The following is a 26,616-nucleotide window of genomic DNA, read 5'->3' on the forward strand; positions in this document are numbered from 1 at the left end:
GCGGCGGTGAGCGCCACGAGCCCGAACACCACGACCAGGCGCAGCCGCAGACTGGTGAAGCGCAGGCCGGACAGGAGTGCCCTGCGTGCCGCGGCGCCCGCCCCCACCGCCGCCAGGCGGCGGAGACCGCGCGCAGTTCCTCCGCCGTCGCGTGACCGCCCTCCGTGGCGCGCTCCGCGTAGGCCGAGGCCACCGTGCGGTCGGCCCACAGGCCGCTCCACCAGGCCCGTTCGTCCTCGGTGGCGTAGGTCCAGGTGCTCGACGTGGAGGTGATGTCCCGGATGCCGGCGGCCAGCGCCCATGTTTTGAGACGGCGGCCGGCATCCGGCTCGCCCCCGTTCGCGCGGGCCACCCGCCGGTACAGGTCCAGCCACTCGTCCATGCCCGGCATCGACGGATACCAGGTCATGGCCGCGTAGTCCGCGTCGCGGACCGCGATGTAGCCGCCCGGGCGGGTGACCCGGTGCATCTCGCGCAGGGCCTGGACCGGATCGCCGACGTGCTGGAGCACCTGGTGGGCGTGCACCACGCAGAACGTGTCGTCCGGGAAGTCCAGCGCGTGCACGTCGGCCACCGCGAAGTCGACGTTGCGCAGGCCGCGTCCGGCGGCCTCCTGTCGTGCCCGGTCCAGGATGCCCGCCGCGTGGTCGACGCCCGTGACATGCCCGTCCGGAACGCGTTCCGCCAGGTCGGCGGTGATGGTGCCCGGCCCGCAGCCGATGTCGAGGATCTTCATGTGGGGCTTCAGCGAGTCGAGCAGGTACGCCGCCGAGTTGGCGGCGGTGCGCCAGGTGTGCGAGCGCAGCACCGACTCGTGATGGCCGTGCGTGTAGACGGCCGTCTCCTGCGACTTCGACATGACCGGTCCCCTTCGACGTGTACGGGGCCTCGGCGGGGCGGGTACGCACTCCGCGGGGCGATGGCATCACCGTACGCGGTCATGTCGAATGATGAGACCCGCATCTTGCCATGTGGACATCGCAGACGGTGTGGACGGCGTGGAAGAGGGGGAGTTGGGGCCGCCTGAACGACGGCCCGGTTCAATGGGCCGGCTGCGGGCGGTAGACGGTCAGGGCCTCGCGGCTCTTGCGGAGCGTCACCCGGTCGCTCACCTCGGTGACCTCGCCGTCATAGGCGAGGAGGGTGCCGGGGTCGACGCCGTCGATGCGCAGATGGCCCACCCGCACGGCGGCGTGCGCGGGGGAGCGGGTGAGCGGGCCGGCGAAGGCGGCCGCGAGCAGCCGCACCGCGGGATGGCGTCCGCCGTGCACGACGCGGACGTCGAGACGCCCGTCCGCGAGATCGAAGCGGCGGGCGGGTGCGAGGCCCACCCGGTGGTACGTGCCGTTGCCCGCGAACAGCAGCCACAACGGGTGCGTACGGCCGCCCAGTTCGGCCCGCAGGGGATGGTGGTCGGCGCGCAGGACGCGCAGCGCGCCGATCACCCCGGCGGGCCAGCTGCCGATCATCTTCGACCCGTTCTCCCGCTCCCGCACCAGCTCCGGGTAGATGCCCAGGCTGCACGTGTTGAGGAAGATGCCCTCCTGGGCGCCGGACGCGAACCGGCCGACGTCCACCTTGACCGCCTCGCCCTGCTGGAGCGCGCGGACGAGATCGTGGTCGCCCTCCACCCCGAGGTCGTGGGCGAAGTGGTTGAGGGTGCCGCCCGGGAGGACGGCGAGCGGGACGTCGTGGCGCAGGGCGATCTCGGCCGCGGTGTTCACCGTGCCGTCGCCGCCGCACACGCCCAGCACCGTGGCGCGGGCGGCCGCCTTCTCCAACTCCTGCCGTATGTCAGCGGGTTCGCACTCGACGAGCTCCGCGGCCGGCAGCGCGTCGGCCAGCGCGTGGACCCGTTCCGCGCTTCCCGCGCCCTTGTTGGCCACCATGACCAGGCCCGCGCCGTCGGGCAGCGCGGGCGCCTGGACCCGCGGCCGCGCCGGCGCGGTCAGCTGGTCCCGGGTGGGCACCAGAGCACGGACGGCGTACGCGGCGCCCGCGCCCAGCGCCGCACCCGCGATGACGTCGCTCGGGAAGTGGACCCCGGTGTACACGCGGGAGAGGGCCACCGCCGCGGCGAGCGGCGCCACGGCCGCTCCCCAGCCGCGGGACTCCAGCGCCACACCCGTCGCGAACGCGGCGGCGGAGGCGGCGTGCCCCGAGGGGAACGACGTGGTGATCGGCTGGCGCTTCAGCTGCCGGATCGCCGGGACCGGGTCCAGCGCGGGACGGCTGCGGCGCACCGACCGCTTGCCGACGGTGTTGATCGTCGCCGAGGCCAGAGCGAGCGAGGCGAGGCCCCGGGTGGCGGCCCGGCGGGCCCGCGGCGTGCGGCTCGCCGCCACGGCGGCGGCCGTCGCGAACCACAGCAGACCGTGGTTGGCGCTGCGGCTCAGCCGTGGCAGCACGGGATCGCCGCCCGGCCAGTGGCGCGCCGCGACCGACTCGAAGACCCGGAGGTCCACGGACAGGAGACGGTCCCGCAGGCCGTGGCGGCCCGGAACGAGGGCGGTCAGGTCGACGTCTGGGGTGGGGGTCATGCGGCTCCGTCTACCCCGGATCAGGCGTTTTGCTCGCCGCCGTGACGGGCGCCCCGGAGCAAACGCGTTTGCCCCGTACCCCCCGCGCCCCGGAGAATGCCTGCCCATGGGACACCTCGAAGCCGCACATCTTGAGTACTACCTTCCCGACGGGAGGGCGCTGCTCGGCGATGTGTCGTTCCGGGTGGGAGAAGGGGCCGTCGTGGCCCTCGTGGGGCCCAACGGCGCGGGCAAGACGACCCTGCTGCGGCTGATCTCGGGCGAGCTCAAGCCGCACGGCGGCACCGTGAACGTGAGCGGCGGGCTCGGCGTGATGCGCCAGTTCGTGGGATCCGTGCGCGACGAGACGACCGTACGGGAGCTGCTCGTTTCCGTGGCGCCGCCCCGGATCCGGGAGGCGGCCCGGGCCGTCGACACCGCCGAGCACGCGATGATGACCGTCGACGACGAGGCGTCCCAGCTGCGGTACGCGCAGGCGCTCTCCGACTGGGCCGAGGCGCGTGGCTACGAGGCCGAGACCCTCTGGGACATGTGCACCACGGCCGCGCTCGGCGTTCCCTACGAGAAGGCGCAGTGGCGGCAGGTGCGGACCCTGTCCGGCGGCGAGCAGAAGCGCCTGGTGCTGGAGGCGCTGCTGCGCGGCACCGACGCGGTGCTGCTGCTCGACGAACCGGACAACTACCTCGACGTGCCCGGCAAGCGCTGGCTGGAGGAGCGGCTCAAGGACACCCGTAAGACCGTCCTGTTCGTCTCCCACGACCGTGAACTCCTCGCCCGCTCCGCCCAGAAGATCATCAGCGTCGAGCCCAGCCCCACCGGCGCCGACGCCTGGGTGCACGGTGGCGGTTTCGCGACGTACCACGAGGCCAGGCGGGAGCGGTTCGCGCGCTTCGAGGAACTGCGCAGGCGCTGGGACGAGAAGCACGCCCAGCTCAAGAAGCTCGTGCTGAGCCTCCGTCAGGCCGCCTCCATCAGCCATGAGCTGGCCTCCCGTTACGCGGCGGCCCAGACCCGGCTGCGCAAGTTCGAGGAGGCGGGACCGCCCCCCGAGCCGCCGCGCGAGCAGGACATCACCATGCGGCTGCACGGAGGGCGCACCGGTGTACGGGCCGTCACCTGCAAGGGACTTGAGCTCACCGGCCTGATGAAGCCCTTCGACCTGGAGGTCTTCTACGGCGAGCGGGTCGCCGTCCTCGGCTCCAACGGCTCGGGGAAGTCGCACTTCCTGCGGCTCCTCGCGGGCGGCGACGTCGCGCACACCGGCGAGTGGAAGCTCGGCGCGCGCGTGGTGGCGGGCCACTTCGCGCAGACGCACGCCCATCCCGAGCTGGAGGGCCGCACGCTGCTCGACATCCTGTGGTCCGAGCACTCCCAGGACCGCGGCGCCGCCATGTCACGGCTGCGCCGCTACGAGCTGACGGCCCAGGCCGAGCAGCGCTTCGAGAAGCTGTCGGGCGGCCAGCAGGCGCGTTTCCAGATCCTGCTCCTGGAACTGGAGGGCTCCACGGCCCTGCTCCTGGACGAGCCCACCGACAACCTCGACCTGGAGTCGGCCGAGGCGCTCCAGGAAGGGCTTGAGGCGTACGACGGGACGGTCCTGTCCGTCACCCACGACCGCTGGTTCGCCCGCTCCTTCGACCGCTACCTGGTCTTCGGCTCCGACGGACGGGTCCGGGAGACGCAGGAGCCGGTGTGGGACGAGCGCCGGGTGGAGCGGGACCGCTAGGCGGCTCATTCCCGGGCTCCGGGCGGCCGGGGCCCCGCGTTTCCGCGTGCCCGGAGTTCCCGGAGAGGCCCGGACCACCCGATGTTCGTAGAGTGGTGGGTGGAGGTCACGTATCCATGGCTCCCTTCCGGCCGCCTCCGGGCGACGTCCGCCGGGCGGGCGCCCGGACCGCGCCGACGGCCACGACGAGCGGGGTAGCACCATGACCGGAGTCGACCCGGGCCGGCTGGACGACCAGCAGCTGATGAAAGAGCTGGAGGCCATCCACCGCACCCGCCACGACACGCTGCTGCACGGTTCGAACGACGCGCTGCACACCCACAACGAGCGCATGGCCCAGCTGGAGGGCGAGTACCTGCGCCGCCATCCGCGCCGCCCCGTCTCGGCGGGCCGCACCCGCGAGGGCGCCCGCGAACGGGGCCCCGCCGCGGTGCCACCGGCCTGACCGGTCGGCCCGGTCGCTCCGTCGGTGGCGCCTGAACCGTTGCGCGTGGGCGTGCGGGCCGCCCGAGGCGGTCCCGCACGCCCACGTCGCGGCGCGCCGCTAGCTGCTGCCCGCGCCCACGACCGCCCGCGCCAGCTCGTGCGCGTTCGCGTAGTGCTCCTTGTCCGGCAGACGTTCCAGCGAGTCGGCCAGAGCGTCGGGCGCGTTCTTCTCGCGCAGGACGTCGATCAGCGCACGCGGACCCGCGGGGAACGAGGTACGGCCGAGGAACCGCGCCAGTTCGTGGCGCACCGTCTCCAGCGATTCCGGTGCCGTGTGCGGCACCACCGGTCCTCCCGCGATCGCCGGGTCGTCGTCGGCGGCCGGCTCCGGGTCCTGCCACTCCTCGGTCCGGGTGGGGTGCCCTGACCTGAGGAAGTCGCGCAGTTCGTGCTTCATCTCGTCGTCCCGGTGAGCGCTCATCCGGTCACTGCCTCGCTGCATGAAATCCCCTCCAGAGGTTCGAGGTGGGGAGCGCGTACCCGACGTCCCCCACGCGACACGTCGAGAAACGGGTTGTCCGGGAAGGCGTCCACGTGACGGGGCGTCCGCGATCGGGGACGAATCCGGGGGTGTTTGCCCCGCATGGCCCGGGGCAGACGCAGCAGCAGTGCTTCGGACAGGAGGCACGTCCGTGGGAGCGGCGATCCGCGCCACGGGTGTATCCGTCCGGATCACGGATGCGCTCCCACGATGACTGTCCTATACCAGGCACCATCAAGGGAGTTGCGACGCATCATGCGAACTCAAGCGAGCGCGACGCACCATCCGCACGACGACGCCCCCGACACCTCGGAGGCGTTCCGCAGGCTCGCCACGCTCCCTCAGGGACCGCAGCGCGACGCCCTCCGCGAGGAGATCGTCGAGTCCTGGCTGCCGATGGCCGACCGGCTCGCGGGCCGCTTCCGCAACCGGGGCGAGAACTCCGACGATCTGCGGCAGGTGGCGGCGCTCGGCCTCGTCAAGGCCGTCGACCGCTACGACCCCGAACTCGGCAACGCCTTCGAGAGCTACGCCGTGCCGACGATCACCGGCGAGATCAAGCGTCACTTCCGCGACCACATGTGGACCCTGCATGTGCCGCGTCGTGTCCAGGACCTGCGCAACCGGGTCCGGTTCGCCGGCCAGGACCTGTCGCAGACCATCTCGGGGCGCCGGCCCACGGTCGCCGAGATCGCGGAACGCGCCCGGCTGAGCGAGGAGGACGTGCTGACCGGCCTGGAGGCGCTGGAGAGCTTCACCGCGCTCTCACTCGACGCCGAACTCCCCGGCAGCGACGACGGCTACTCGCTCAGCGACGCCCTCGGTTCCGCCGACCCGGCGCTCGACACGGTCATCGACCGTGAGGCCGTCAAGCCGCGGCTGCAGGCACTCCCCGAGCGGGAACGCGCCATCCTCTACATGCGCTTCTTCGACGACATGACGCAGAGCCGCATCGCCGACGAGCTGGGCATCTCCCAGATGCACGTCTCCCGTCTCATCACCCGCTGCTGCTCCCGCCTGCGTGACCAGGTCATGCGCGACGCCGCCTAGCACCTCCTTCCCGGCTCGCCCACGGCACGCGGTCGACGCAGCCGCGGGGCCCGGGGAGCGGAGGCGGCGCGAAGACCGCGCGGCCGAGGGGACCCGCGCGACGGACGAAGCGGCGCGGCCGAAGGAACCGCCGCGCCCGAGGACACCGAGCCCGCCGGGTGCCCCCTCGCCGAGGGGGCACCCGGCGGGCTCCTTCGTGGTCGGCGGACGTGGTCGGCGGAGGCCCGTGGCCGGGCGGCATCACCCGCTCGGGCCCCTGTTTTCCCGCGAATGGTGCCCGGCCGATAGCGCGCCGGGGCGGGGCGGGCTCTGATGGGCCCGAGGGACACGACGGCCGTGGCTCTCGGACCGCAGCCCCGCCGAAGGAGCCCCGCTCATGCGCCGTACCGCCCGTGTCCTGTACGCCACCGCCCTCGCCGGCGCCGCGTTGAGCGTCGCCGCGTCGGCCGCGTCCGCGGATCCGGCCGCGGAGGTCAGCCCGGGCTCCGTCGAACCCGGCGGCACCGTCACCATCAGCGTCACCTGCGACGGAGTCGGCGGTGCCCCGCCCGAGGCCATCGACGCCAGCTCCCAGGGGTTCCAGGAGGGCAAGGTGCAGCTGCACCGCGTCGAGGGCGACGGCGCCCACGCCGCGGGCGCCGCCGCCTATCGCGGAACGGCCCACATCCCGACCGGCGCCCCCGACGGCGCCGGCGGCCCGGCCCCGTCGGTCGCCGGTTCGGGGGAGGGCTACGAGGAGACCGGTGTCCTCGACCGGACGCTCTCCTCCGTGGCCGGCACGACCGACGCCGAGAACGGGGACGTGCCGCCCGCCGCCCCGGACTCCGGCGGCTCGGACACGGTCGCGCCCGACGCGGTGGAACCGCCCCCCGTCGCCACCGACCCCGAACAGCCCGGCTCCGGGTACCCCGACCCCGTGACCCCCGACGACGTGGGTCCGGACGCCGTGGGCCCGGACACCGTCCCCGAACCGGCGGCGCCCGACACCGTGCCCGAGCCCGTGGGCCCCGACACGGCACCCGCCGCCCCGGTGGCCCCCGAAGCCGGCGGCGCGGCCCGCGGCGAGTGGGGCGTGGACGGTGTCTGCCCCGCGCCGCAGGGCGGCCACGGGAAGCAGTGGAGCGCCTCGTACTCGGTCGCCAAGGGCGCCCCGGCGCACGAGCCGAGCACCGGAACGGGCGCGGGAACCGGAGAGCGTCCTCCCACCGTTCAGCAGGGCGTGCAGGCCGGCCGCGGCGGCGCCTTCACCGACTCGGTGCCCGCGCTGGTCGCCGGCGGCCTGCTGATCGCCGGTGCCGGGTGCGCGGCCGTCCACCGTCTGCGCAACCGCCGCGCCTAGCCGGCGGACGGCACGGCGGAGGCACTCGGTGGCGCGGGTGACGATGCGACAGGTGTGACCCCGAGGGCACGCGTGGGACGGCGTGCCGCCGGGTACCGACAGGCCGGCGGCCCGGTACGCCGGGCCGCCTGAGCCCGGCCGTAGGAACCGAGCCGTAGCGGGGGACGCGGGCCCCGGAACGTACGGCCGGCAAGGCAACAGGACAGGACAGGACAGACGGGACTGGCTGGACAGACAGGACTGGACAGACAGGACTGGACTGGACAGGTCGAGGCAGGTCAGGGCAGGGAACGCAGGGCACCACCCACGGCGCGGAGGCACACATGCGGCGGACGGATCCGGAAGGCCGCGGACCGGTCCGCTACGGTCCGCCCCTGCCCGACCAGGGCCTGCCCGTGCTGCCGGAACTCCGTGCGGAACTGGCCGCCGCCGCGGGCCGCGCCGACACCGAACTGTTCGGCGGCGGCCCCGCGTTCCTCGACGCCGCCTGCGGCTACTGGACCCGCCGCGGACTCCCCACGGCCGCCGACCGCGTGGCCGTCGCCCCCGGAGCCGCCGCCCTGTTGCTCGCCCTGACCGGCGCGCTCGGCGGCGACGTCCTCGCGCCCCGGCCCTGCGCCGCATGGTGGGCGCCCCAGGCCCGTCTCCTCGGCCGGTCCGTGTTCCGGGTGGCGACGCCCGCCGAATGCGGTGGCGTCCCCGATCCGTACGCCCTCCTGGAGACCCTCCGCAGAGTCCGCGAGGAGGGCGGCGACCCGCGGCTGCTCGTGCTCTCCGTCGCCGACGACCCCACCGCCACCGTCGCGCCGCCCGAGCTGGTGCACGAGGCCGTCGAGGCCGCCGTCGGCGAGGGTCTGCACGTCGTGAGCGACGAGACCTGGCGCGACACCCTGCACCGGCCGCACGACACGGTGCTCCTCAGCCCCGCCGAGATGGCCCCCGACGACGTCACCGTGATCACGGACCTCGCCGGCGCCTTCCTGCCCCAGGGCTGGCCGGCCGCCGTCGCCCGATTCCCCTCCGGTGAGGCGGGCGCCCTCCTGAGATCCCGCGTCCTCGACGTGCTCACCGCGGTCGGCGCACGCGTCGCGGAACCCGTCGCCGCCGCGGCCGCCTACGCGCTCGACGAGCCCGCCGCGGTCAGCGAACGGCTCGCCGCCGCCGCCCGCCTGCACGCGGACGTGGCCGGCGCCGCCCACCGCGCGGTCACCGCGGCCGGTGCCGTGGCGCGCCCCCCGCAGGCCGGCAGACATCTGTACGTCGACCTCGGGCCGCTGCGCTCCGCGCTCGGCGCGCGCGGTGTCGGCGACGCGCAGGACCTGGAGGACCACCTCTCCGCCCGGCTCGGCATGCCCGCGCCGGGCGGACACCGCTTCGGCGACGACCTCGGCGCGCTGCGCGTCCGGCTGGGCACCGGACCCCTGCTCGGCGGCACGGACGAGGAACGGACGCGGTCCCTCACGGCGTCGACGCCCCTGGAACTGCCGCATGTGCAACGCGCGTTGACCCGGTTGGGGTCGGCCTTCGACGACCTCCGCGACGACGCTCGGTGATGGGAGCCTCTCGATGACGCAGCAGTCCGAGTCGACCGCGAGCACGACGGCGCAGGACCCCGAGGGTCTCGCGCCCCCGGCACCTCCGGCGGCGGAGCACCCCACCGTCGTCCCCCCGCCCCTCGCCGCGCCCCGCCCGCTCGGGGAACGCCGGGTGTGGCCGCGCTCCTTCGTGGACCGGCTGACCGCGCCGCTGCCGGGGCTGCGGGCCTTCGCCCGGTTCGCCCGGGAGGGCGCGCTGCGACCCGGCGCCGACGGGCTCGCCGACATCCCCCTGCTGCCCTTCGAACCGGAACCCCTGCCCCGTGTGGACACCCGCACGGTCGCCGTCTCCTGGGTGGGACACGCGAGTTGGGTGATCCGGATCGGCGGGCTCACCGTCCTCACCGACCCGGTCTGGTCCCGCAGGATCATCGGCACCCCGGCCCGGATCACCCCGGCCGGTGTGGCCTGGAGCGCGCTGCCCCGCGTCGACGCGGTCGTCATCAGCCACAACCACTACGACCACCTGGACGCCCCGACCCTGCGCCGACTCCCGCGCGACACACCGGTGTTCGTGCCCGCGGGCCTCGGACCCTGGTTCAGGCGCCGCCGGTTCACCCACGTCACCGAACTGGACTGGTGGGAGGCGGTCGAACTGGAGGGCGTCCGCTTCGACTTCGTCCCCGCGCACCACTGGTCCAAGCGCGGCCTCACCGACACCTGCCGCACCCTGTGGGGAGGCTGGGTCCTCACCTCCCCCGAGGGCCTGCGGGTGTACTTCGCGGGCGACACCGGCTACGGCCACTGGTTCGCCCGCATCGGACAGCACTACCCCGGGATCGACCTGGCGCTGCTGCCCGTCGGGGCCTACGACCCGCGCTGGTGGCTGAGCGACGTGCACTGCGACCCGGAGGAGGCGGTGCGGGCCGCCGTCGACCTGCGGGCCCGGCGGATGGCGCCGATGCACTGGGGGACGTTCGTCCTCTCCGCGGAGCCGGTGCTGGAGCCGCTGCGCCGCGTCCGGGCCGCCTGGGAACGGGCGGGCCTGTCGCGCGAGGACCTCTGGGACCTGCCGGTGGGAGCGTCCCGGGTCCTCGGCTGAGCCCGGTGCCCCGGGGACCGGACCGAGCGGGCCTCTACGCGAACGGCCTTTACGCGAACGGCCTTTACGAGAGGTCCTCCGCGCGACGGCTTCCACACGACCGCTTCCACGAGGCGACTCCTACGAGGCGGCCGGCCTGCGGATCCTGCGCCACAGGCCCGGCACCGCGCTGATCGCCAGGGTCAGCGCCACCGCGGCCACCACGCCCTCCCACGGTTCGCTGAAGAGCGAACCACCGAGGATGCCGATGACCTGGTAGGTGGCCGCCCAGGCGAGGCAGGCCGGTACGTCGCCGCGGGCGAAGGTCCGCAGCGGCATCTTCGCCATCAGGCAGGCCAGCATCACCGGGATACGGCCGGCCGGGACGAGCCGGGACAGCACGAGCACGGCTATGCCGTGGTCGTGCAGCTTCTCCTGCGCCTGCGTCAGCCGGTCCTCGGGCGCCCGCTGCCGGATCGCCTCCAGCCAGCGCGAGCCGTTCTTCGAACCCATACCGCGCCGGCCGAGCCAGTACAGCGCCATGTCCCCGAGGAACGCGGCGAGCGAGGACACCAGGAACACCGTCAGCAGCGCGAACGGCGCCGTCTGATGGAACGCCACCACGGCCGCCGAACTCACCAGCGCGCCCGTCGGCACGACCGGCACCAGCGCGCCGATCAGCACCAGCAGGAACAGGGTCGGATACCCGATCGCCTGCTGCGCCGACTCCTGCGATCCCCGCGTGGCCGCGGCGGACAGCAGGAGAGAGGGGACCGCGGCGGACCAGGGAGTCACCGAGTGACCTCCGGACGCACACACTCGCCGTGGTCCAGGCGGTGCACCGACACGTCCGGCGCACGCTCGGCGGCCAGGCGCACGAACTCCTCACCCGGCGCGTGGAATTCATGGGGGCGCACCGCGTCCATGCCGATGGGCCAGAACGTGCCGTAGTGCACGGGGACGGCGCTGCGCGGCCGCAGTTCGGCGAGTGCCTCGGCGGCCCGCCCCGCGTCCAGGTGCCCCTCACCGAGATAAGGCCCCCAGCCGCCCACCGGCAGCAGTGCCACGTCGACCTCCCCCACCTCCTCGGCCATCTCCGGGAACAGCCCGGTGTCCCCGGCGAAGTACGTCCGCGCGTCGCCCTCGATCACATACCCCACGGCGGGGGAGCGATGCGGCCCGACCGGCAGCCGTCGCCCGTCGTGCCGCGCCGACACGGTCCGTACGAGGAGGTCACCGACCTGGGTCCGGTCGCCGGGCGTGACCTCGGTGAGCCGCAGATGGTCCAGCCGGCGCAGTCCTGGCACCGCGCGCGGGGCGCCCCGGGGGACCAGCAGCCGGGTGCCCGGAGCGAGCCGGGCGAGCGAGGGCAGGTGCAGATGGTCGGCGTGCAGATGGGAGACCAGGGCGACATCGGCGACCGCCGCCGGGGGAGGGGGCGGCGCCCCACGCCGGCGCCGCAGGTGCGCGAGCCGGCGCGCGAAGAGCGGATCGGTCAGCACGCGGGTGCCGGAGTCCTCCAGCGTGCACGTGGCATGCCCCCACCAGGTGATCTCCACCGGCACCTCTTTGCCTCCTTCGCGCGACTCCCCCCGAGCCTACGGGCAGGAGTAGGGTCGGCGGCGAAACCCGGAGGTGAGGGGGGACACGCATGGCAGACGCGGGCGGTGCCTCCGGCACGCACACCCCGGAGCGCCCGTACGGACCGGGCGGCCCCGCGCCCCGGCCCCCGGCGCTGCGCGTCACGGCGATCGCCAGCCTGACGCCGCTGGAGGAACTCGACGCGGACCCCTTCCTCGTCGACTCCCGCAGCCAGCACGCGATGTGCGCCCGCTGGGCCGCCGAGCACGGCTACGTCGTCACCCGGGAACTCCTCGTCCGCGCCCTGCGCCCGGACCACCGCACCCTGTGGGCCGACGTCGAGGCCGGACTCGTCGACCTGTTCGTCGCCCCCAGCCGCCGGGTGCTGGAGCGCGCCCTCGCCTCCGTCGACGAGTTCACCGCCGAGTGCGCGCGCCGCGGGGTGCGGGTCGAGACGGTGGGCAGCGCGGAACCGTTCTACGACGCCCGGATGAAGGCGCAGGTGCACCGCCGTCTCTCGATGCCGACGGCCGGCTACGACGGCCGCTGACCCGGCTCCCGGGCAGGTCCGGTGGGCGGCGGGAGGGCGGTCCGGGGGACTTCCGGGCACTTCCGTGCGTTGTGACAGGGTGGGGAGCAGGCCGCGCGGACCGGGCGGGCCCGGACGTGAGGTGGCAGGACGTGGACGCAGGACGGTGGCGGCGCGTCGCCAGCGGGGTGGGGCGGAGCGTCGCCGTGTGGGCCGTGTCCACGGTCACGATGCTCGTCCTCGCCGGTGTGCTGCCCGATTTCCAGCTGCAGTCGGACAGCGGGGACAGCGCGACCCGGATCGCGGTCACCGCGGCGGCCGGTGCCGGCGTCTTCGGACTGCTGTCCTCGCTGGTGTGGCCGCTGCTGGTGCGGGCGCTGCTGCTCGTCCCCGCCCTGGTGCTCGCCGTGCTCGTCTTCTTCCTGAACGGCTCGCTGCTGCTGCTCGCCCTGTGGATCAACCCCTCGGGGCGGGGTGAGGCGGCCCCCGAGACCGCCGTGGTCGTTGCCGCCGTGATGTCCGCCGTCGCCTCGGCCACCGGCGGTGCCCTCGCCGTCCGGGACGACGACGCCTACCGGCGCCGGCTCTACCGGCTCGCCGACCGGCGCCGCAGACGCGTGGCCGGGCGAGCCGGCCCCTCCACACCCGGAGCGCTCTTCCTCCAGCTCGACGGGGTCGGGTACGACGTGCTGCGGGACGCGATGGCCAAGGGGCTGATGCCGACCGCGGCCCGGTGGCTCGGCGGAGCGCGCCCCACCCACCGGATCGTTCCCTGGCGCACCGACTGGTCCAGCCAGACCGGTGCCAGCCAGCTGGGCATCCTGCACGGCAGCAACCACGACGTCCCGGCCTTCCGTTGGTACGAGAAGGAGAGCCAGGAGGTGATGGTCTGCAACCGGCCGAACAGCGCCGCCGAACTCCAGCGCCGGGCCGTCGAGCGCACCGGTGACGGAGGCCTGCTCACCCTCGACGGCGCGAGCCGCGGCAACCTCTTCAGCGGCGGCGCCGACGAACTCGCCCTCGTGCTGTCCGTCGCCGCCCGCAGAGGCCGCGACAACCGCTCGCGCGCGGGCTACTTCGCGTACTTCTCCGACCCCGCCAACGCCGTCCGCACCGCCCTGTCCTTCGGCGCCGAGGTCTTCCGGGAGATCGGCCAGTCCCTCGCGGCCCGGATCGGGCAGCGCCGGCCGCGGGTCAAACGCGGCGGGCTGTACCCGATGGTCCGTGCCTTCGCGACCGTCGTCGAGCGGGACGTCGTCGTCGCCGCGGTGATCGGCGACATGCTCGCCGGGCGCAGCGCCGTCTACGCGGACCTGGTGGCGTACGACGAGGTGGCCCACCACTCCGGGCCGCGCAGCCGGGACGCCGAGAGGATCCTGGAACGCCTCGACCGGTCGCTCGCGCTGATCGCGAAGGTCGCCGAGCACGCCCCGCGGCCGTACCGGATCGTCGTGCTCTCCGACCACGGCCAGAGCCCCGGCGAGACGTTCCTGACCCGCTACGGCCTCACCCTCGGCAACCTCGTCCGGGCCGGCTGCGGCCTGCCCGTCCCCCGCGGGGCACGGCGCACCCACAGCGGCGCGGAGGCGCGGACCGCCGTGCGCGCCGCCCTGCGCCGTCCCCTGGAGGAGCGCGCGGAGCGGGCCGAGCGCCAGGAGCGGCTGCGGCCGTCGGGCCGCCACTCGGAACCCGTCGTGCTCGCCTCGGGCAACCTCGGCCTGGTCTCCTTCCCGGACGTGCCGCACCGGATGACCCGCGAGGAGATCGACCGCCGGCACCCCGCGCTGCTGACCACCCTCGCCAACCACCCCGGCATCGGATTCCTCCTGGTGCGCAGCGAGGAGCACGGCGGAGTGGTGCTCGGCGCGCACGGCGTCGAGGTGCCGCTCGACCGGCTCGACGACGAACACCCGGGCCCACTCGCCGACTTCGGCCCCGGCGCGGCCGACGCCGTACGGCGCACCCACTCCTTCCCGCACACCGCCGACATCATGGTCAACTCCTGGTACGACCCCGCCGAGGGCGAAGTCCTCGCCTTCGAGGAGCAGATCGGCTCGCACGGCGGCCTCGGCGGCGCGCAGGGCAGACCCTTCCTGCTCTCCCCGGTGACCCTGTCCGCACCGGCCGGCGAGGGCGCCGGCCCGGTCGGGGCGGAACAGATCCACCAGGTGCTGCGCCGCTGGCTGCGCGAGTGCGACGGCCCCCAAGTGCCCCTGGACATGGGCTCGGACGAGCGGGCGGCCTGAACCCGGCCGTGCGGCGCCCGCCCCGCGCCCCGTAAATCGGAGGCGGTGCGGGGGCCCGCGCGCCCACACTGTCCGCACCGGGCGCCGCGTCCCAGCGCGCCCGCGCCGGACACCCCCGAGGAGCTCGCCTGTGCAGGCAGCCGTCACCGTCACGCCCGCCCGTATCCCGGAGCTGCTGCTCGGTCTCGCCACCGTGCGGCCCGTGTTCCTGTGGGGTGCCCCCGGCATCGGAAAGTCCTCCCTGGTCAGGGAGTTCGCCGACTCGCTCGGACTGGAGTGCGTGAGCCTGCTCGGTACGCAGCTGGCGCCGGAGGACCTGATCGGCGTGCCGCAGATCCGTGACGGACGCTCCGTCTTCTGCCCGCCCGAGGCGATCGCCCGTGACGAGCCGTACTGCCTGTTCCTGGACGAGCTGAACGCGGCGAGCCCCGACGTCCAGAAGGCCTTCTACTCGCTGATCCTGGACCGGCGCATCGGCGACTACGAACTGCCGCGGGGTTCCATCGTGATCGGCGCCGGCAACCGCGCGACGGACAACGCGCTGGCCCGGCCGATCGCCTCGGCGCTGGTGAACCGGCTCACGCACGTCCACCTGGAGGCCTCCCCCCGGGACTGGCTGGCCTGGGCCGCCGTGAACGACATCCACCCCTGGGTCCTCGACCACCTCACCGACCGTCCCGACCACCTGTGGTCGAAACCGCCGAAGACCGAGGAGCCGTTCTCCACGCCGCGCTCCTGGCACATGCTCTCCGACGCGCTCGGCTCCTTCGGGCCCGGGATCGACGAGGAGACCCTGAAGGTGATCGCGCACGGCACGCTGACGCCCGCGCACGCGGTGGCCTTCTGCGGCTACGTCAAGATCGTACGGAGCCGGTTCGGCATCGAGGCCGTCATCAAGGGCGACGCCCGCTGGCCCTCCCGCCCGGAGGACCGCGACCTCCTCTACTACCTCGCCGAGTCGTTCCGCGGACGGCTCGTCAAGGAACTGCCCGCCGGCAAGGAGCACCTCTCGGCGAACACCCGGCAGACCGCGTACCGCGCCAAGTCCCTGCTCGTGCAGCTCGCCGAGATCTCCGTCGAGGTCGCCCAGAGCGTCATCGCCGCCGACGCCGACGGCAACCCCGTCCTCCCCGCCTGGTTCCTGGTGGAGGCGGCCCGCGACATGCCGCGCCTGGTGGAGGCACGCCAGTGAGCCCGCGTGCCGGGACGCCCGCACCCGCGCGCGCCGGGGCCGCGCGATGAGCCGGACCCGCAAGGCCGGCGCGGAGACCCGCCCCGATCCGGCGGCCGAGGCGTTCGCCGAAGGGATGCGGCTGGTGCGGGCCAACCGGGCGCTCGCCGCGATCGGGTTCAGCACCTGCCGGCAGAAGGACTGCGCCGGCGCGCCGCGCGAGGGACTGGTCGCCGTCGACTCCGACGGCGTCCTGCACGTCGACCCCGCCCGGCGGGCCGAACCGGCCGCCTGGGCCTGGGCCGTCGCGCACGCCGTCATCCACCTCGGCTTCGGCCACGTACCGGCGGCGGTCGGCCCGCGCGTGCAGCCGGACCGCTTCGACCTGGCCGCCCGCTGCACGGTCGTGAACCGCTTCCTGCTCGGCTTCCCGGTCGGCGCCACCCCCGAGGACCTCCCGGCCGGCTATCCCGACGGCGACGAGGAGCGGCTCGCCGCCCGCTGGCGCCGCGACGGTATCCCGCCGCACTACCAGAACTGCGGTACGGCGGGCGGCGGTCCGGACCAGCTGCTGGTGCCCTGGGACACCTGGACCGGCGGCACCCCGCCCGACTGGCAGGTGGCGTTCGCGCACGCCCTCACCCGCACGATGGCCACCGCCATGGACATGGCGGGCGGTCGGCGTGCCTCCATGCGCGGCGGGCCCACCCGGCTCCAGCCGTGGGAGCGGGCACTGAGCTGGTTCATCTCCTCGTACCCGCTGCTCGGCGGGGTGGCGGCCGGCATCACCCTCGTCGCCGACGCCGAACTGGCCCGCGCCCACGGCATCTCCGTCGCCGCGGTCGACACCGAGGCCGCCGAGATCTACGTCAACCCGCTGCGCGAACTCGACGACGAGGAATGGCGGTTCGTCCTCGCCCACGAGATGCTGCACGCCGCCCTGCGGCACGGCGACCGCTGCGGACCCCGCGATCCGTACCTCTTCAACGTCGCCGCCGACTACGTGATCAACGGCTGGCTGTGCGAGATGCGCGTCGGTGCCATGCCCGACGGGCTGCTGTACGACCCGGAGCTGAAGGATCTGTCGGCCGAGGAGGTCTACGACCGGATCGCCGGGGACCTCCGCCGGATGCGCCGGCTGTCCACGCTGCGCGGCAGGGGCGCGGGCGACATCCTCGGCGGCCCGCTCGGCGAACCCCGCGACCACGTCGACCTCGACGCGTTCTACCGCCGCGGTCTCGCCGGGGGACTCGACCTGCACCAGCAGCAGGAACGCGGCTTCCTGCCCGGCGGACTGGTCGAGGAGATCCGCGCCCTCAGCCAGCCGCCGCTGGCGTGGGACGCCCGACTGGCCCGCTGGTTCGACGAGTTCGTGCCCCGGCCCGAACCCCTGCGGTCGTACGCGCGGCCCTCGCGCCGGCAGGCGGCCACCCCCGACATCCCGCGCGCCGGGCGCCGGTTCCCGCCCGAGGAGGTGGCCCGCTGCACCTTCGGTGTCGTCCTCGACACCTCCGCCTCCATGGACCGCACCCTGCTCGGCAAGGCGCTGGGCGCCATCGCCTCGTACGCCGCCTCCCGGGACGTACCGGCGGCACGGGTGGTGTTCTGCGACGCGGCGCCGCACGACGTGGGCTATCTGCCGGTCACCGAGATCGCCGCGAGCGTGCGGGTCCGCGGTCGCGGGGGCACCGTGCTGCAGCCGGGCATCGATCTGTTGCACCGCGCCGACGACTTCCCGCCCGGCGCGCCCGTCCTGGTGATCACGGACGGCTGCTGCGACGTGCTGCGGGTGCGGCGCGAACACGCCTATCTGATCCCGCAGGGCGGCCGGCTGCCGTTCACCGCGCGCGGGCCCGTGTTCCGGGTCCGCTGAACTCCCGGACGCGGCACGGCACCCGCACGGGGAACAGGACCCGGACCGCGCCCCCGCCCGCCCCCTGTTCGCACCCCCGCCGGGGAAATCCCGGACACCGCCCGGCAGGTCGCACCCCCATCCGTGGGGTGCACCGGTCCCGGGTGTGATCGGATGGGAGCACGGACCCCGGCAACGGGACCACACGCGAAAGGAATCACCGTGGCTACCACGCGCACCGCACACACCGAGTGGGAAGGCAACCTGCTCGAGGGCAACGGCGTCGTCACCTTCGACTCCTCCGGCATCGGCCAGCAGCCGGTGACGTGGGCGTCGCGGGCACAGGACGCCAACGGCAAGACCAGCCCCGAGGAACTGATCGCGGCCGCCCACTCCAGCTGCTTCTCGATGGCGCTGTCGCACGCCCTCGCGGGCGCCGGCACCCCGCCCACCAAGCTCCTCACCAACGCCGACGTCACCTTCCAGCCCGGCGAGGGCATCACCGGCATCCACCTCACCGTGGAGGGCACGGTGCCGGGCCTCGACAACGACGGCTTCGTGGCCGCGGCCGAGGACGCCAAGAAGAACTGCCCCGTCAGCCAGGCCCTGACCGGCACGCCGATCACCCTGTCGGCGAAGCTCGCCTGACGTCCCCGCTCCGGTGCCGCGCCTCCCTGAGGGGGCGCGGCACCGGCATGTCCGCCCCCGTCCGGTTGCCACGCGCCATTGACAAGCGGGTACGCGCGGCCTGTGCTGGAGGGCGGAAGAGCGCCCTTGCGGGAGGGGACGGACATGACACGTGCGGTCGGGATCGATCTCGGTACGACGAACTCGGTGGTGGCCGTCCTGGAGGGCGGTGAGGCCTCCGTCGTCACGAACGCCGAGGGCGCGCGCACCACACCGTCGGTGGTGGCCTTCGCGAAGAACGGTGAGGTACTGGTCGGGGAGGTCGCCAAACGGCAGGCCGTGACGAACGTGGAGCGCACCGCACGCTCGGTGAAGCGGTACATGGGCGACGTGAACTGGCGGTTTCCCGAGTCGGGCGGCATCGACGGCACCCGGTACCGCGCGCAGGAACTGTCCGCGCGGGTGCTGCAGAAACTGAAGCGGGACGCCGAGGCCTATCTGGGCGAGGACGTCACGGACGCCGTGATCACCGTGCCCGCCTACTTCGACGACGCGCAGCGCCAGGCCACCAAGGAGGCGGGCGAGATCGCCGGTCTCACGGTGCTGCGGATCGTCAACGAACCGACGGCCGCGGCCCTGGCGTACGGCCTCGACCGCGGCGAGGAGCAGACCGTCCTCGTCTTCGACCTGGGCGGCGGCACGTTCGACGTGTCGCTGCTGGAGATCGGTGACGGTGTCATCGAGGTGAAGGCGACCAACGGGGACACCCGGCTCGGCGGCGACGACTGGGACCAGCGGGTCGTCGAGCACCTCGCCCAGCGGTTCAAGTCCGCGCACGGCATCGATCTCGGCCACGACAAGATGGCGCTGCAACGGCTGCGCGAGGGCGCCGAGAAGGCCAAGATCGAGCTGTCCTCGTCCACGGAGACCACCGTCAACCTGCCCTACATCACCGCCACCTCCGACGGCCCGCTGCACCTCGACGAGAAGCTGACGCGCGCCCAGTTCCAGGAGCTGACGGCGGATCTGCTGGCCCGCTGCCGGACGCCCTTCCACCAGGCCGTCAAGGACGCGGGCGTGAAACTGGCCGCGGTCGACCACGTCATCCTGGTCGGCGGCTCCACCCGGATGCCCGCCGTCACCGAGCTGGTGAAGGAACTCACCGGCAAGGAACCGCACAAGGGCGTCAACCCGGACGAGGTCGTGGCCGTCGGCGCGGGGCTCCAGGCCGGGGTGATCCGCGGCGACGTGAAGGACGTCCTGCTCCTCGACGTCACCCCGCTGTCCCTCGGCATCGAGACCAAGGGCGGCATCATGACCACCCTCATCGAGCGCAACACCACCATTCCGACGCGGCGTTCGGAGATCTTCACGACGGCCGCCGACAGCCAGCCCTCGGTGGGCATCCAGGTCTACCAGGGCGAGCGCGAGATCGCCGCGTACAACAAGAAGCTCGGTGTCTTCGACCTCACCGGGCTGCCGCCCGCGCCGCGCGGGGTCCCGCAGATCGAGGTCGCCTTCGACATCGACGCCAACGGGATCATGCACGTGTCCGCGAAGGACCTGGCCACCGGGCGCGAGCAGAAGATGACCGTGACCGGCGGCTCGGCGCTGCCCAAGTCCGACATCGACCGCATGATGCGCGAGGCCGAGCAGTACGCGGAGGAGGACCGGGGCCGCCGGGAGGCCGCGGAGACCCGCAACCACGGCGAACAACTCGTCTACCGGACGGAGCGGTTCGTCGGGGAGAACGACGAACGCATCCCCGCGGAGACGAAGACGGAGGTCGCGTCCGCCGCCGCCGAACTGAAGCAGCTCCTGGACGACTCCTCCACCGACACCGCCGCGCTGCGCACCGCGATCGAGCGACTGGCCACCGTCAGCCAGCAGATGGGCCAGGCCATGTACGCGAGCACCGAGCAGCGCACGCCCCCGCAGGACGAACCGGCCACCGAACAGGCCGCGGGCGAGGACGAGGGCGTGGTGGACGCCGAGATCGTGGAGGACGACCGGGAAGCGGGCCGGGCACAGGACCGGGACCGGGGGACGAGGGACGGCGCCGCGTAGTCGCCTGCCGTTCCGCACGGCGGCCGCACCGGGAGCGTGCTCAGAAGCTCCGGCGGCACTCCTCCAGGATCTCCTTGGTGCGCTGCGCGGAGGCGGCGTGCGCCGTCATATGGTCCAGCACCTCCAGGTGCAGGGCCACTTCCTCCCGCGCGTCGAGGTAGAGGGCGCCCGTCACGTACTCGCTGTAGACGACGTCCGGGAGTTCGGGCTCGGCGAACCGGAAGAGCGTGAAGGAGGTGTACGTCCCCGGGTGCGGGCCGTTCGCGAACTCCGCGACCTGGAGCGTCACATGGTCGAGGTCGACCCATTCGAGGAGCCGTGCCATCTGGTCGCGCATGACCTCGCCCCGGATGCTCACCGGACGCAGCAGCGCCGTCTCGTCCATGATGATCCACAGGTGCGGCGGGTTCGCGCGGGTCAGCAGCGCCTGCCGTTTCATGCGCAGCGCCACGTGCCGCTCGATGGCCTCGGGTCCGGTCTGCCCGACCGTTCCGGCCTCCAGCACCGCCCGCGCGTAGTCCTCGGTCTGGAGCAGTCCGGGCACGAAGTGCGGTTCATAGGAGCGGATCAGCTGGGCGGCGCCCTCCAGGCTGACGTGCATGCTGAACCAGTCGGGCAGCACGTCGTGGTACCGCTGCCACCAGCCGGGCCGGTTCGCCTCCTCGGCCAGCGTGACGAACGCGGCGGTCTCGTCGTCGTTCACGCCGTACGTCGTCAACAGGACCTGTACGTACGGGATCTTGAGGGCGACCTCGGCCATCTCCATCCGCCGTACGGTCGCCGGGGCGACCCGCAGAACCCGGGCCGCCTCCTCACGTCTCAGGCCGGCCGCCTCGCGCAGTTCCTGCAGCCGCCGTCCCAGCACCACCTGTCCCACGGTGGGCGCGGGTCGCCGCTCACTCACGCCACGCCTCCCCACGCGCCGAAGTATGCGTGCAGTGTGCCATGCCCGTGAAGAACCATCACGGTTCGGCCTCAACGGGGTCGGGCGCGGTCCGCCGTCCCGTGCGCGGCACGGGAAGCCGCGAGTCCCGGTGGGTGAGCCGCCGTCAGGGCGACAGCGCGTGAAGGTACTTGACCGTCGCCGGGTCCGCCGGGAGGAACGTCTCGATGGCGAGTTCGGCGACCGTCACGTCCATCGGGGTGTTGAACGTCGAGATGGAGGAGATGAACGACAGCAGCCGCCCCTCGTGCTCGATCCGCATCGGCAGCGCGAAGGAGGGGGCGGTACCGGGGAGTTCCTCGCCGCCGGCCGGCTCCGGGTCCGTGTCCGGGACCGGATACGCGGCCACCTCCTCGTAGAGCGCGCGCAGCGGTTCCGAGCGGCGCAGCGCGATCTGCCGGTCCATCTGGGCGAGCAGATGGTCCCGCCAGGCGCGCAGGTTGCGGATGCGCGGGGCGAGGCCCTGGGGGTGCAGGGTCAGCCGCATCGCGTTCAGCGGCGGGACCAGAAGACGGTCGGGGACACCTTCCAGCAGCATGGCGATGCCCCGGTTGGCGGCGAGGACGTCGTACGTGGCGTCCACGACCAGCGCCGGATACGGCTCGTAGCCCTGGATCAGCCGCTCCACCCCCTCGCGCAGGGCGTCCATCGACGGGTCGCCGAGCGGTGTCTCCGGATAGTGCGGGGCGTAACCGGCCGCGAGGAGCAGCGCGTTGCGCTCCCGCACCGGCACATCGAGGTGCTCGGCGAGCCGCAGCACCATCTCCTCGCTGGGCCGCGAACGGCCCGTCTCCACGAAGCTGATGTGACGCGCCGAGGAACCCGCCCGCAGGGCGAGCTCCAACTGGCTCACCCGCCGCTGCTCCCGCCAGCCGCGCAGCAGCGGGCCGACGCCGCTTCCCGCGGGGGCACTTGAAGGGCCGGCGGCAGCGGGCGGGACAATGCTCATACGAGGACCGTAGTCGAGGGGTGGCACGTGAACGAGCTGGGGAACCTGTCCTGGGAGGCGGAGGCCCGATACCGGGCGCGCGTCCGCGGCTGTCTGCTGGGCGGCGCGGTCGGTGACGCCCTCGGCTACCCGGTCGAGTTCGACGCGCTGGCCGGCATCCGGGCGGCGCACGGCCCGCGCGGGGTGCGGGGCCCGGTCGCCGACGGCACCGGCGCCGTCGGCCTGGTCAGCGACGACACCCAGATGACCCTGTTCACCGTGGAGGGACTCCAGCAGGCGCACGCGCGCGAGCGGCACAAGGGCATCGGCGGCGGCTGGTCCCGGCTCGTGCGCATGGCGTACGGACGCTGGCTCGACACCCAGACCGCGCCCGGACCCGCCCCGGACGCGCGCGGCGGACTCGCCGCGCAGCCCTGGCTGTACGCCCGCCGGGCACCCGGCAACGCCTGCCTCTCCGGGCTCCAGGAGCGCGAGTACTGCCCCGACCCGGCGAGCGAGCTGGGCCCGCCCGGACCCGTCAACCCGGACTCCAAGGGATGCGGCTCGGTGATGCGCTCCGCGCCCTTCGGGCTCACCCGGACCTCGGCCGGGTCGGCGTTCGCCATGGCCGCCCGCTGTTCGCAGATGACCCACGGCCACCCGACCGCCTCCTACGCGTCCGGCGCGCTCGCCGCGATCGTCAGCCACCTCGTCGCCGGGGACTCCCTGGAGGGCGCGGTGCTGCGCGCGCTCCGGCTGCTCGCCCGTCACCCGGCCCACGAGGAGACCACGGCGGCGCTGAACCGCGCCCTGGACCTCGCCTCCGAGGGCGCCCCGAGCGCCGAGAAGGTCGAGTCCCTCGGCGCGGGCTGGATCGCCGAGGAGGCCCTCGCCATCGCCGTGTACTGCGCCCTCGCGGAGCACAGGGTCACCGACGCGCTGCTGCTGTCCGTGAACCACTCCGGCGACAGCGACTCCACCGGCTCGCTGTGCGGCAACCTCCTGGGCGCCCTGCACGGCGACCACGGGCTGCCGCACGAGTGGGTGGAGCAGGTCGAGGGCCGCGCCACCATCACCCTCCTGGCGGACGACCTCGCCGCGGAGTGCGTCCGCCGCTGAGGCGGGGCGGCCCGGCGGGCCCGCGCGGGTGCCCGGTGGTGCCCGGCCGTGTCCGCGGGGCTGTGGCACGCTGAGGGAACGTCCCCCGCTCCGCCGTACGAAGGGAACCCGCTCATGGCCGTCGAACCGCTGGCGCAGCAGGACATCGAGGAGCGGCTGGCGGAGCTGCCCGGCTGGTCCCTCGACGGCGACCGGCTCGCGCGTTCCTACCGGCTCGCCTCGCACTTCGCGGCGACCGCGATGGTCGTGCACATCGCCCAGGTGCAGGAGGAGCTCGACCACCACTCCGACCTCACGCTCGGCTACAACACCATCTCCCTCACCGTGAACACGCACAGCGTCGGCGGCGCCGTCACCGCCCTCGACTTCGATCTCGCCCGCAGGGTGGAGGACCTCGCGCCGGGCCACGGGGCACACTGACCCACGTGCTGGACTACGACAGCGAAGCCGACCGGTACGACGCCACGCGGGGCGGTGAGCCCCGGGCCGCCGCGGCGGCCGACGCCGTCCTCACCCTGGTCCCCGACGGCGCCCGGACGCTCCTCGACCTGGCCTGCGGAACCGGCATCGTGACCCGGCGGCTCGCCGCCGGGCGGCCCGGGCTCCGGGCCCTCGGCGCGGACGCGGCACACGGCATGGCCCGCCGGGCCGCGACACGTCTCCCCGGCGCCGTCGTCCGCGCCGACTCCCGTCGACTCCCTTTCCCGGGCGGGTCGTTCGACGCGGTCACGGTCGTCTGGCTGCTGCATCTGCTGGACGACGCGCGGCCCGTGGTCGCCGAGGCCGCCCGGCTGCTGCGCCCCGGCGGCGTGCTCGTCACCACCGTCGACAAGGCCGCCGCCCACGACGTGGGCAGCGACATCGACGCGCTGTGCGCGCCCTACCGCGCCGGGTACGCGGCCGACGGATCGGCGCGTGTCGGCGCCTACGCCGCCGAGCACGGCCTGACACCGGACGGGACAGCCCTGTTCCGGGGCCACGGTCAGGGCCGGACCCCGCGCCACGTCGCGCGGCAGGTCCGCTCCGGCGCGCTGTACGCCCTCGGCGGCCACCGGCTCGCCGACCGCGTCGAGGCGCTGCCCGACCCGGACGGCCCCCGCCCGGAACCCGAGTTCACCCTGCGGGCCTTTCGCCGGCCCTGAACCCGCCCTGAACGACGGGGTGACGTGGCTCAGTCGGCCGTCCGCCGGGTGAAGTCCATCGCCCAGTTGGACAGCCAGGTCCTCTCGCCGTCCAGCGAGAACGCCTGCTCCCAGCGGGCAGTGGTCGCCGAGATCCCCGACCACACGTAGCGCACCCGCACCTCCTTGCCGTCGTGGGTGTCGTCCCCGAGGAACACCCCCCGTCCGTCCGGTCCGAACCTCCCCAGCACCGGCGGAAAGAGCCTGCCGCTGCGGCTGGACGACCAGTTCAGCGACCACAGCCCGCTCTGCACGTCGAAGAGCCGCAGGGTGAGTCCCTTCCAGCCCTGGACCGGCACGTCCAGCTCGTCGAGGTTCGCCGCCCCGCCGAACAGGTTCCAGCAGCGGCTGGTCGCCGGGAACCGGACCCAGTCGCTGTCCGGATCGAGGAAGTCCGTACGCCGGGTGTTCAGGACGTCCCAGTCGCCGTGCAGGAAGTCGAAGTCGCGGGGGGCGGCAGCGGTGTCGCGGGCGGTGCTCATGAGCGGCCCCCTGTGGTTCCCTCGTGCAGCGAGTCGGCCAAGTAGCCTTCCAGGTCGGGCACTTCGGGGGCGAGCAGGTGTCGAACCCAGGCGTCCCGCTCGTGCAGGATCGGCGGCAGTTCCCAGACGCAGCCGATCCACGGGAGGTCGGGACGGATGAAACGGGTCGGGTCCCGGTCGGGGCAGCCCAGCACCGGCTGGCCCGCGGCGGCGCCCCGGAAGTGCAGCACGTTGTCCCACACCCAGCTGTAGGCGTTCAGATAGGCGCCGTCGTCCGCGCCCCGGTGCAGGACGACGAACGTGGCCGGGGGAGTGCCGTCGGGCTCGGGCAGCAGCCCCGGCAGCGCCGCGTACGCCGCGCGCTCGACCTCGGGCTCGATGCCGGCCGGGTCGGCGGTGACGTGGTAGCGCTTGATCCACCGCCCCGCCACCTCGATGGGCGGCGGCACGGTCAGGAGCTTCTCCCGGAAGCCGCCGGGGGACCCGGAGGCGGGAGGCGCGGAAGGGGAACCGGCGGATCGGGCGGAGCCGGCTGAATCGGTGGAATCCATGGAGGTCGTCGAAGTCATGGCAGGACGCTAGGCCCGCTTCACTGACATCCTGTGTCAGTGAAGTCCAGCCGTCTCGTCTCGATCCTCCTGCTGCTCCAGACCCGCGGGCGGCTGACCGCGGCCCAGCTCGCCGAGGAGCTGGAGGTGTCGGTCCGGACGGTGTACCGCGACGTCGAGGCACTGAGTTCGGCGGGCGTACCGCTCTACGGGGACGCGGGCCACGCGGGCGGCTACCGGCTCCTCGACGGCTACCGCACCCGCCTCACCGGTCTCACCACCGAGGAGGCCGAGGCACTCTTCCTCGCCGGGGTGCCCGGACCGGCCGCCGAACTCGGCCTCGGCGCCGTCCTCGCGGCCGCCCAGCTCAAGGTGCGGGCCGCCCTCCCTCGGGAGCTGCGGGAGCACGCCGACCGGGTCTCCGGACGCTTCCACCTGGACGCGCCGGGCTGGTACGCGGACGCCGACGCGACCCCGTACCTCGCCGCCGTCGCGGACGCCGTCTGGAACACCCGCGTCCTGCACGTCCGTTACCGCCGCTGGCGCGAGCCCACCGACGTGGAACGCCGTCTGGAGCCGTACGGTCTCGTCCTCAAGGCGGGCCGCTGGTACGTCGTCGCCGGTCCGGGTCCGCGCACCTTCCGGGTCGACCAGATCCTCGAACTCGTCTCGTCCGAGGAGGAGTTCACTCGTCCCGACGGCTTCGATCTCACGGCGTACTGGGCTCGGTACCAGCGGGACTTCCACGACCGCCTGTACCGGGCGGAGGCGGTCGTGCGGATCGCGCCCGGCGCGGACCCCGGCGGCCTCACCGGCCGGGCGGCCGAGGACAACGGCCGCCCGGACGCCGACGGCTGGACGCGGGCCACCGTCCCCATCGAGTCGGTCGACCGGGCCCACGACGACTTCCTGCGCCTCGGCACGGCGATCGAGGTCCTGGAACCCCCCGAACTCCGCGCCCGCCTCGCCGCGACGGTCGCCGAACTGGCCCGGAGATACGCACCGCGTACGTGACGACGTCCCGTCCGCCACCTCCGATCAGGCGACTTGGGAACTTCTTTGCCACTCCGGAAAGTTCTGACAGGGCGGCCGGCGTTGCGTCTG

The 26,616-nt window shown here is 73.8% G+C and carries 25 protein-coding genes; 16 read left to right on the forward strand and 9 right to left on the reverse strand.

What is annotated here, in order from left to right:
- Positions 1-859: class I SAM-dependent methyltransferase (locus ABZT74_RS30955; protein ID WP_356440356.1), on the reverse strand; the 859-nt coding region annotated here is incomplete at its 3' end.
- Between the two features lie 181 nt (positions 860-1,040).
- Complete coding sequence (locus ABZT74_RS30960) at positions 1,041-2,540, reverse strand: phosphatase PAP2 family protein (protein WP_356173736.1); 1,500 nt, start codon at positions 2,538-2,540, stop codon at positions 1,041-1,043.
- 106 nt (positions 2,541-2,646) lie between these two features.
- Between ABZT74_RS30960 and ABZT74_RS30965 the strand changes: the two genes are divergently transcribed.
- Complete coding sequence (locus ABZT74_RS30965) at positions 2,647-4,266, forward strand: ATP-binding cassette domain-containing protein (protein WP_356173738.1); 1,620 nt, start codon at positions 2,647-2,649, stop codon at positions 4,264-4,266.
- Between the two features lie 202 nt (positions 4,267-4,468).
- The gene (locus tag ABZT74_RS30970) at positions 4,469-4,711 is read left to right on the forward strand and encodes a DUF6158 family protein (protein WP_355874162.1); all 243 of its coding nucleotides are present in this window, start codon (positions 4,469-4,471) and stop codon (positions 4,709-4,711) included.
- 99 nt (positions 4,712-4,810) lie between these two features.
- Here ABZT74_RS30970 and ABZT74_RS30975 read toward each other — a convergent pair whose 3' ends face one another.
- Positions 4,811-5,194 carry a DUF2795 domain-containing protein gene (locus tag ABZT74_RS30975; protein WP_356440358.1) on the reverse strand — a complete coding sequence of 128 codons (384 nt, stop codon included), beginning with the start codon at positions 5,192-5,194 and terminating at the stop codon, positions 4,811-4,813.
- A 294-nt stretch (positions 5,195-5,488) separates the two neighbouring features.
- On the opposite strand from ABZT74_RS30975, the gene ABZT74_RS30980 reads away from it, so the two are divergent.
- The 4 genes from ABZT74_RS30980 (at position 5,489) to ABZT74_RS30995 (ending at position 10,259) form a co-directional block, all read left to right on the forward strand.
- On the forward strand, positions 5,489-6,283 hold the full coding sequence (locus tag ABZT74_RS30980) for an RNA polymerase sigma factor SigF (RefSeq protein ID WP_356173744.1): 795 nt from the start codon (positions 5,489-5,491) through the stop codon (positions 6,281-6,283).
- Positions 6,284-6,659: 376 nt separating this feature from the next.
- Positions 6,660-7,622, forward strand: coding sequence for a hypothetical protein (locus ABZT74_RS30985; protein ID WP_356440360.1), 963 nt, complete (start codon positions 6,660-6,662; stop codon positions 7,620-7,622).
- Between the two features lie 323 nt (positions 7,623-7,945).
- Positions 7,946-9,175: an aminotransferase class I/II-fold pyridoxal phosphate-dependent enzyme gene (locus ABZT74_RS30990; protein WP_356440362.1), complete on the forward strand. Its 1,230-nt coding sequence runs from the start codon at positions 7,946-7,948 to the stop codon at positions 9,173-9,175.
- Between the two features lie 13 nt (positions 9,176-9,188).
- Entirely contained in the window at positions 9,189-10,259 is a 1,071-nt protein-coding gene (locus ABZT74_RS30995; RefSeq protein ID WP_356440364.1) for an MBL fold metallo-hydrolase, read from the forward strand.
- A gap of 120 nt (positions 10,260-10,379) precedes the next feature.
- On the opposite strand, the gene ABZT74_RS31000 is transcribed toward ABZT74_RS30995, so the two are convergent.
- Entirely contained in the window at positions 10,380-10,997 is a 618-nt protein-coding gene (locus ABZT74_RS31000; protein WP_355874296.1) for a VTT domain-containing protein, read from the reverse strand.
- A gap of 32 nt (positions 10,998-11,029) precedes the next feature.
- Positions 11,030-11,803, reverse strand: a complete 774-nt coding sequence (locus ABZT74_RS31005; RefSeq protein WP_356440366.1) for an MBL fold metallo-hydrolase — start codon at positions 11,801-11,803, stop codon at positions 11,030-11,032.
- 86 nt (positions 11,804-11,889) lie between these two features.
- On the opposite strand from ABZT74_RS31005, the gene ABZT74_RS31010 reads away from it, so the two are divergent.
- The 6 genes from ABZT74_RS31010 (at position 11,890) to dnaK (ending at position 20,311) form a co-directional block, all read left to right on the forward strand.
- Positions 11,890-12,369: a hypothetical protein gene (locus ABZT74_RS31010; RefSeq protein ID WP_355874143.1), complete on the forward strand. Its 480-nt coding sequence runs from the start codon at positions 11,890-11,892 to the stop codon at positions 12,367-12,369.
- 131 nt (positions 12,370-12,500) lie between these two features.
- The gene (locus ABZT74_RS31015) at positions 12,501-14,594 is read left to right on the forward strand and encodes an alkaline phosphatase family protein (RefSeq protein WP_356440368.1); all 2,094 of its coding nucleotides are present in this window, start codon (positions 12,501-12,503) and stop codon (positions 14,592-14,594) included.
- A 130-nt stretch (positions 14,595-14,724) separates the two neighbouring features.
- Positions 14,725-15,786, forward strand: coding sequence for a MoxR family ATPase (locus ABZT74_RS31020; RefSeq protein ID WP_356440370.1), 1,062 nt, complete (start codon positions 14,725-14,727; stop codon positions 15,784-15,786).
- A gap of 46 nt (positions 15,787-15,832) precedes the next feature.
- Positions 15,833-17,638 (forward strand): hypothetical protein, encoded by a 1,806-nt coding sequence (locus tag ABZT74_RS31025; protein ID WP_356440373.1) that lies wholly within the window; start codon positions 15,833-15,835, stop codon positions 17,636-17,638.
- 201 nt (positions 17,639-17,839) lie between these two features.
- On the forward strand, positions 17,840-18,265 hold the full coding sequence (locus tag ABZT74_RS31030) for an OsmC family protein (protein ID WP_355874132.1): 426 nt from the start codon (positions 17,840-17,842) through the stop codon (positions 18,263-18,265).
- Between the two features lie 144 nt (positions 18,266-18,409).
- Entirely contained in the window at positions 18,410-20,311 is a 1,902-nt protein-coding gene (gene dnaK, locus ABZT74_RS31035; protein ID WP_356440376.1) for a molecular chaperone DnaK, read from the forward strand.
- 40 nt (positions 20,312-20,351) lie between these two features.
- Here the strand turns inward: dnaK and ABZT74_RS31040 are convergent, their stop codons facing one another.
- Both ABZT74_RS31040 and ABZT74_RS31045 read right to left on the reverse strand, forming a co-directional pair.
- Positions 20,352-21,215: a helix-turn-helix transcriptional regulator gene (locus ABZT74_RS31040; protein WP_356440379.1), complete on the reverse strand. Its 864-nt coding sequence runs from the start codon at positions 21,213-21,215 to the stop codon at positions 20,352-20,354.
- Between the two features lie 145 nt (positions 21,216-21,360).
- A complete protein-coding gene (locus tag ABZT74_RS31045) occupies positions 21,361-22,203 on the reverse strand; it encodes a helix-turn-helix transcriptional regulator (RefSeq protein ID WP_356440382.1) in 843 nt (280 codons plus the stop codon).
- Positions 22,204-22,230: 27 nt separating this feature from the next.
- Between ABZT74_RS31045 and ABZT74_RS31050 the strand changes: the two genes are divergently transcribed.
- The 3 genes from ABZT74_RS31050 (at position 22,231) to ABZT74_RS31060 (ending at position 24,443) form a co-directional block, all read left to right on the forward strand.
- Positions 22,231-23,301, forward strand: a complete 1,071-nt coding sequence (locus ABZT74_RS31050) for an ADP-ribosylglycohydrolase family protein (protein WP_356173765.1) — start codon at positions 22,231-22,233, stop codon at positions 23,299-23,301.
- A gap of 114 nt (positions 23,302-23,415) precedes the next feature.
- The gene (locus tag ABZT74_RS31055) at positions 23,416-23,721 is read left to right on the forward strand and encodes a 4a-hydroxytetrahydrobiopterin dehydratase (RefSeq protein ID WP_355874119.1); all 306 of its coding nucleotides are present in this window, start codon (positions 23,416-23,418) and stop codon (positions 23,719-23,721) included.
- Positions 23,722-23,726: 5 nt separating this feature from the next.
- Entirely contained in the window at positions 23,727-24,443 is a 717-nt protein-coding gene (locus tag ABZT74_RS31060) for a class I SAM-dependent methyltransferase (protein WP_356440386.1), read from the forward strand.
- Between the two features lie 29 nt (positions 24,444-24,472).
- Here the strand turns inward: ABZT74_RS31060 and ABZT74_RS31065 are convergent, their stop codons facing one another.
- Both ABZT74_RS31065 and ABZT74_RS31070 read right to left on the reverse strand, forming a co-directional pair.
- The gene (locus tag ABZT74_RS31065; RefSeq protein WP_356440389.1) at positions 24,473-24,964 is read right to left on the reverse strand and encodes a hypothetical protein; all 492 of its coding nucleotides are present in this window, start codon (positions 24,962-24,964) and stop codon (positions 24,473-24,475) included.
- Positions 24,961-25,533: a hypothetical protein gene (locus tag ABZT74_RS31070; RefSeq protein ID WP_356440392.1), complete on the reverse strand. Its 573-nt coding sequence runs from the start codon at positions 25,531-25,533 to the stop codon at positions 24,961-24,963. The genes ABZT74_RS31065 and ABZT74_RS31070 overlap by 4 nt, the downstream gene beginning before the upstream one ends.
- Before the next feature lie 39 nt (positions 25,534-25,572).
- Here ABZT74_RS31070 and ABZT74_RS31075 point away from each other — a divergent pair, with 39 nt between their 5' ends.
- A complete protein-coding gene (locus tag ABZT74_RS31075; RefSeq protein ID WP_356173772.1) occupies positions 25,573-26,526 on the forward strand; it encodes a YafY family protein in 954 nt (317 codons plus the stop codon).
- Positions 26,527-26,616 lie beyond the last annotated feature (90 nt).

It is taken from the genome of Streptomyces sp. NPDC005302 (genome assembly GCF_040607345.1).
GTDB lineage: Bacteria > Actinomycetota > Actinomycetes > Streptomycetales > Streptomycetaceae > Streptomyces.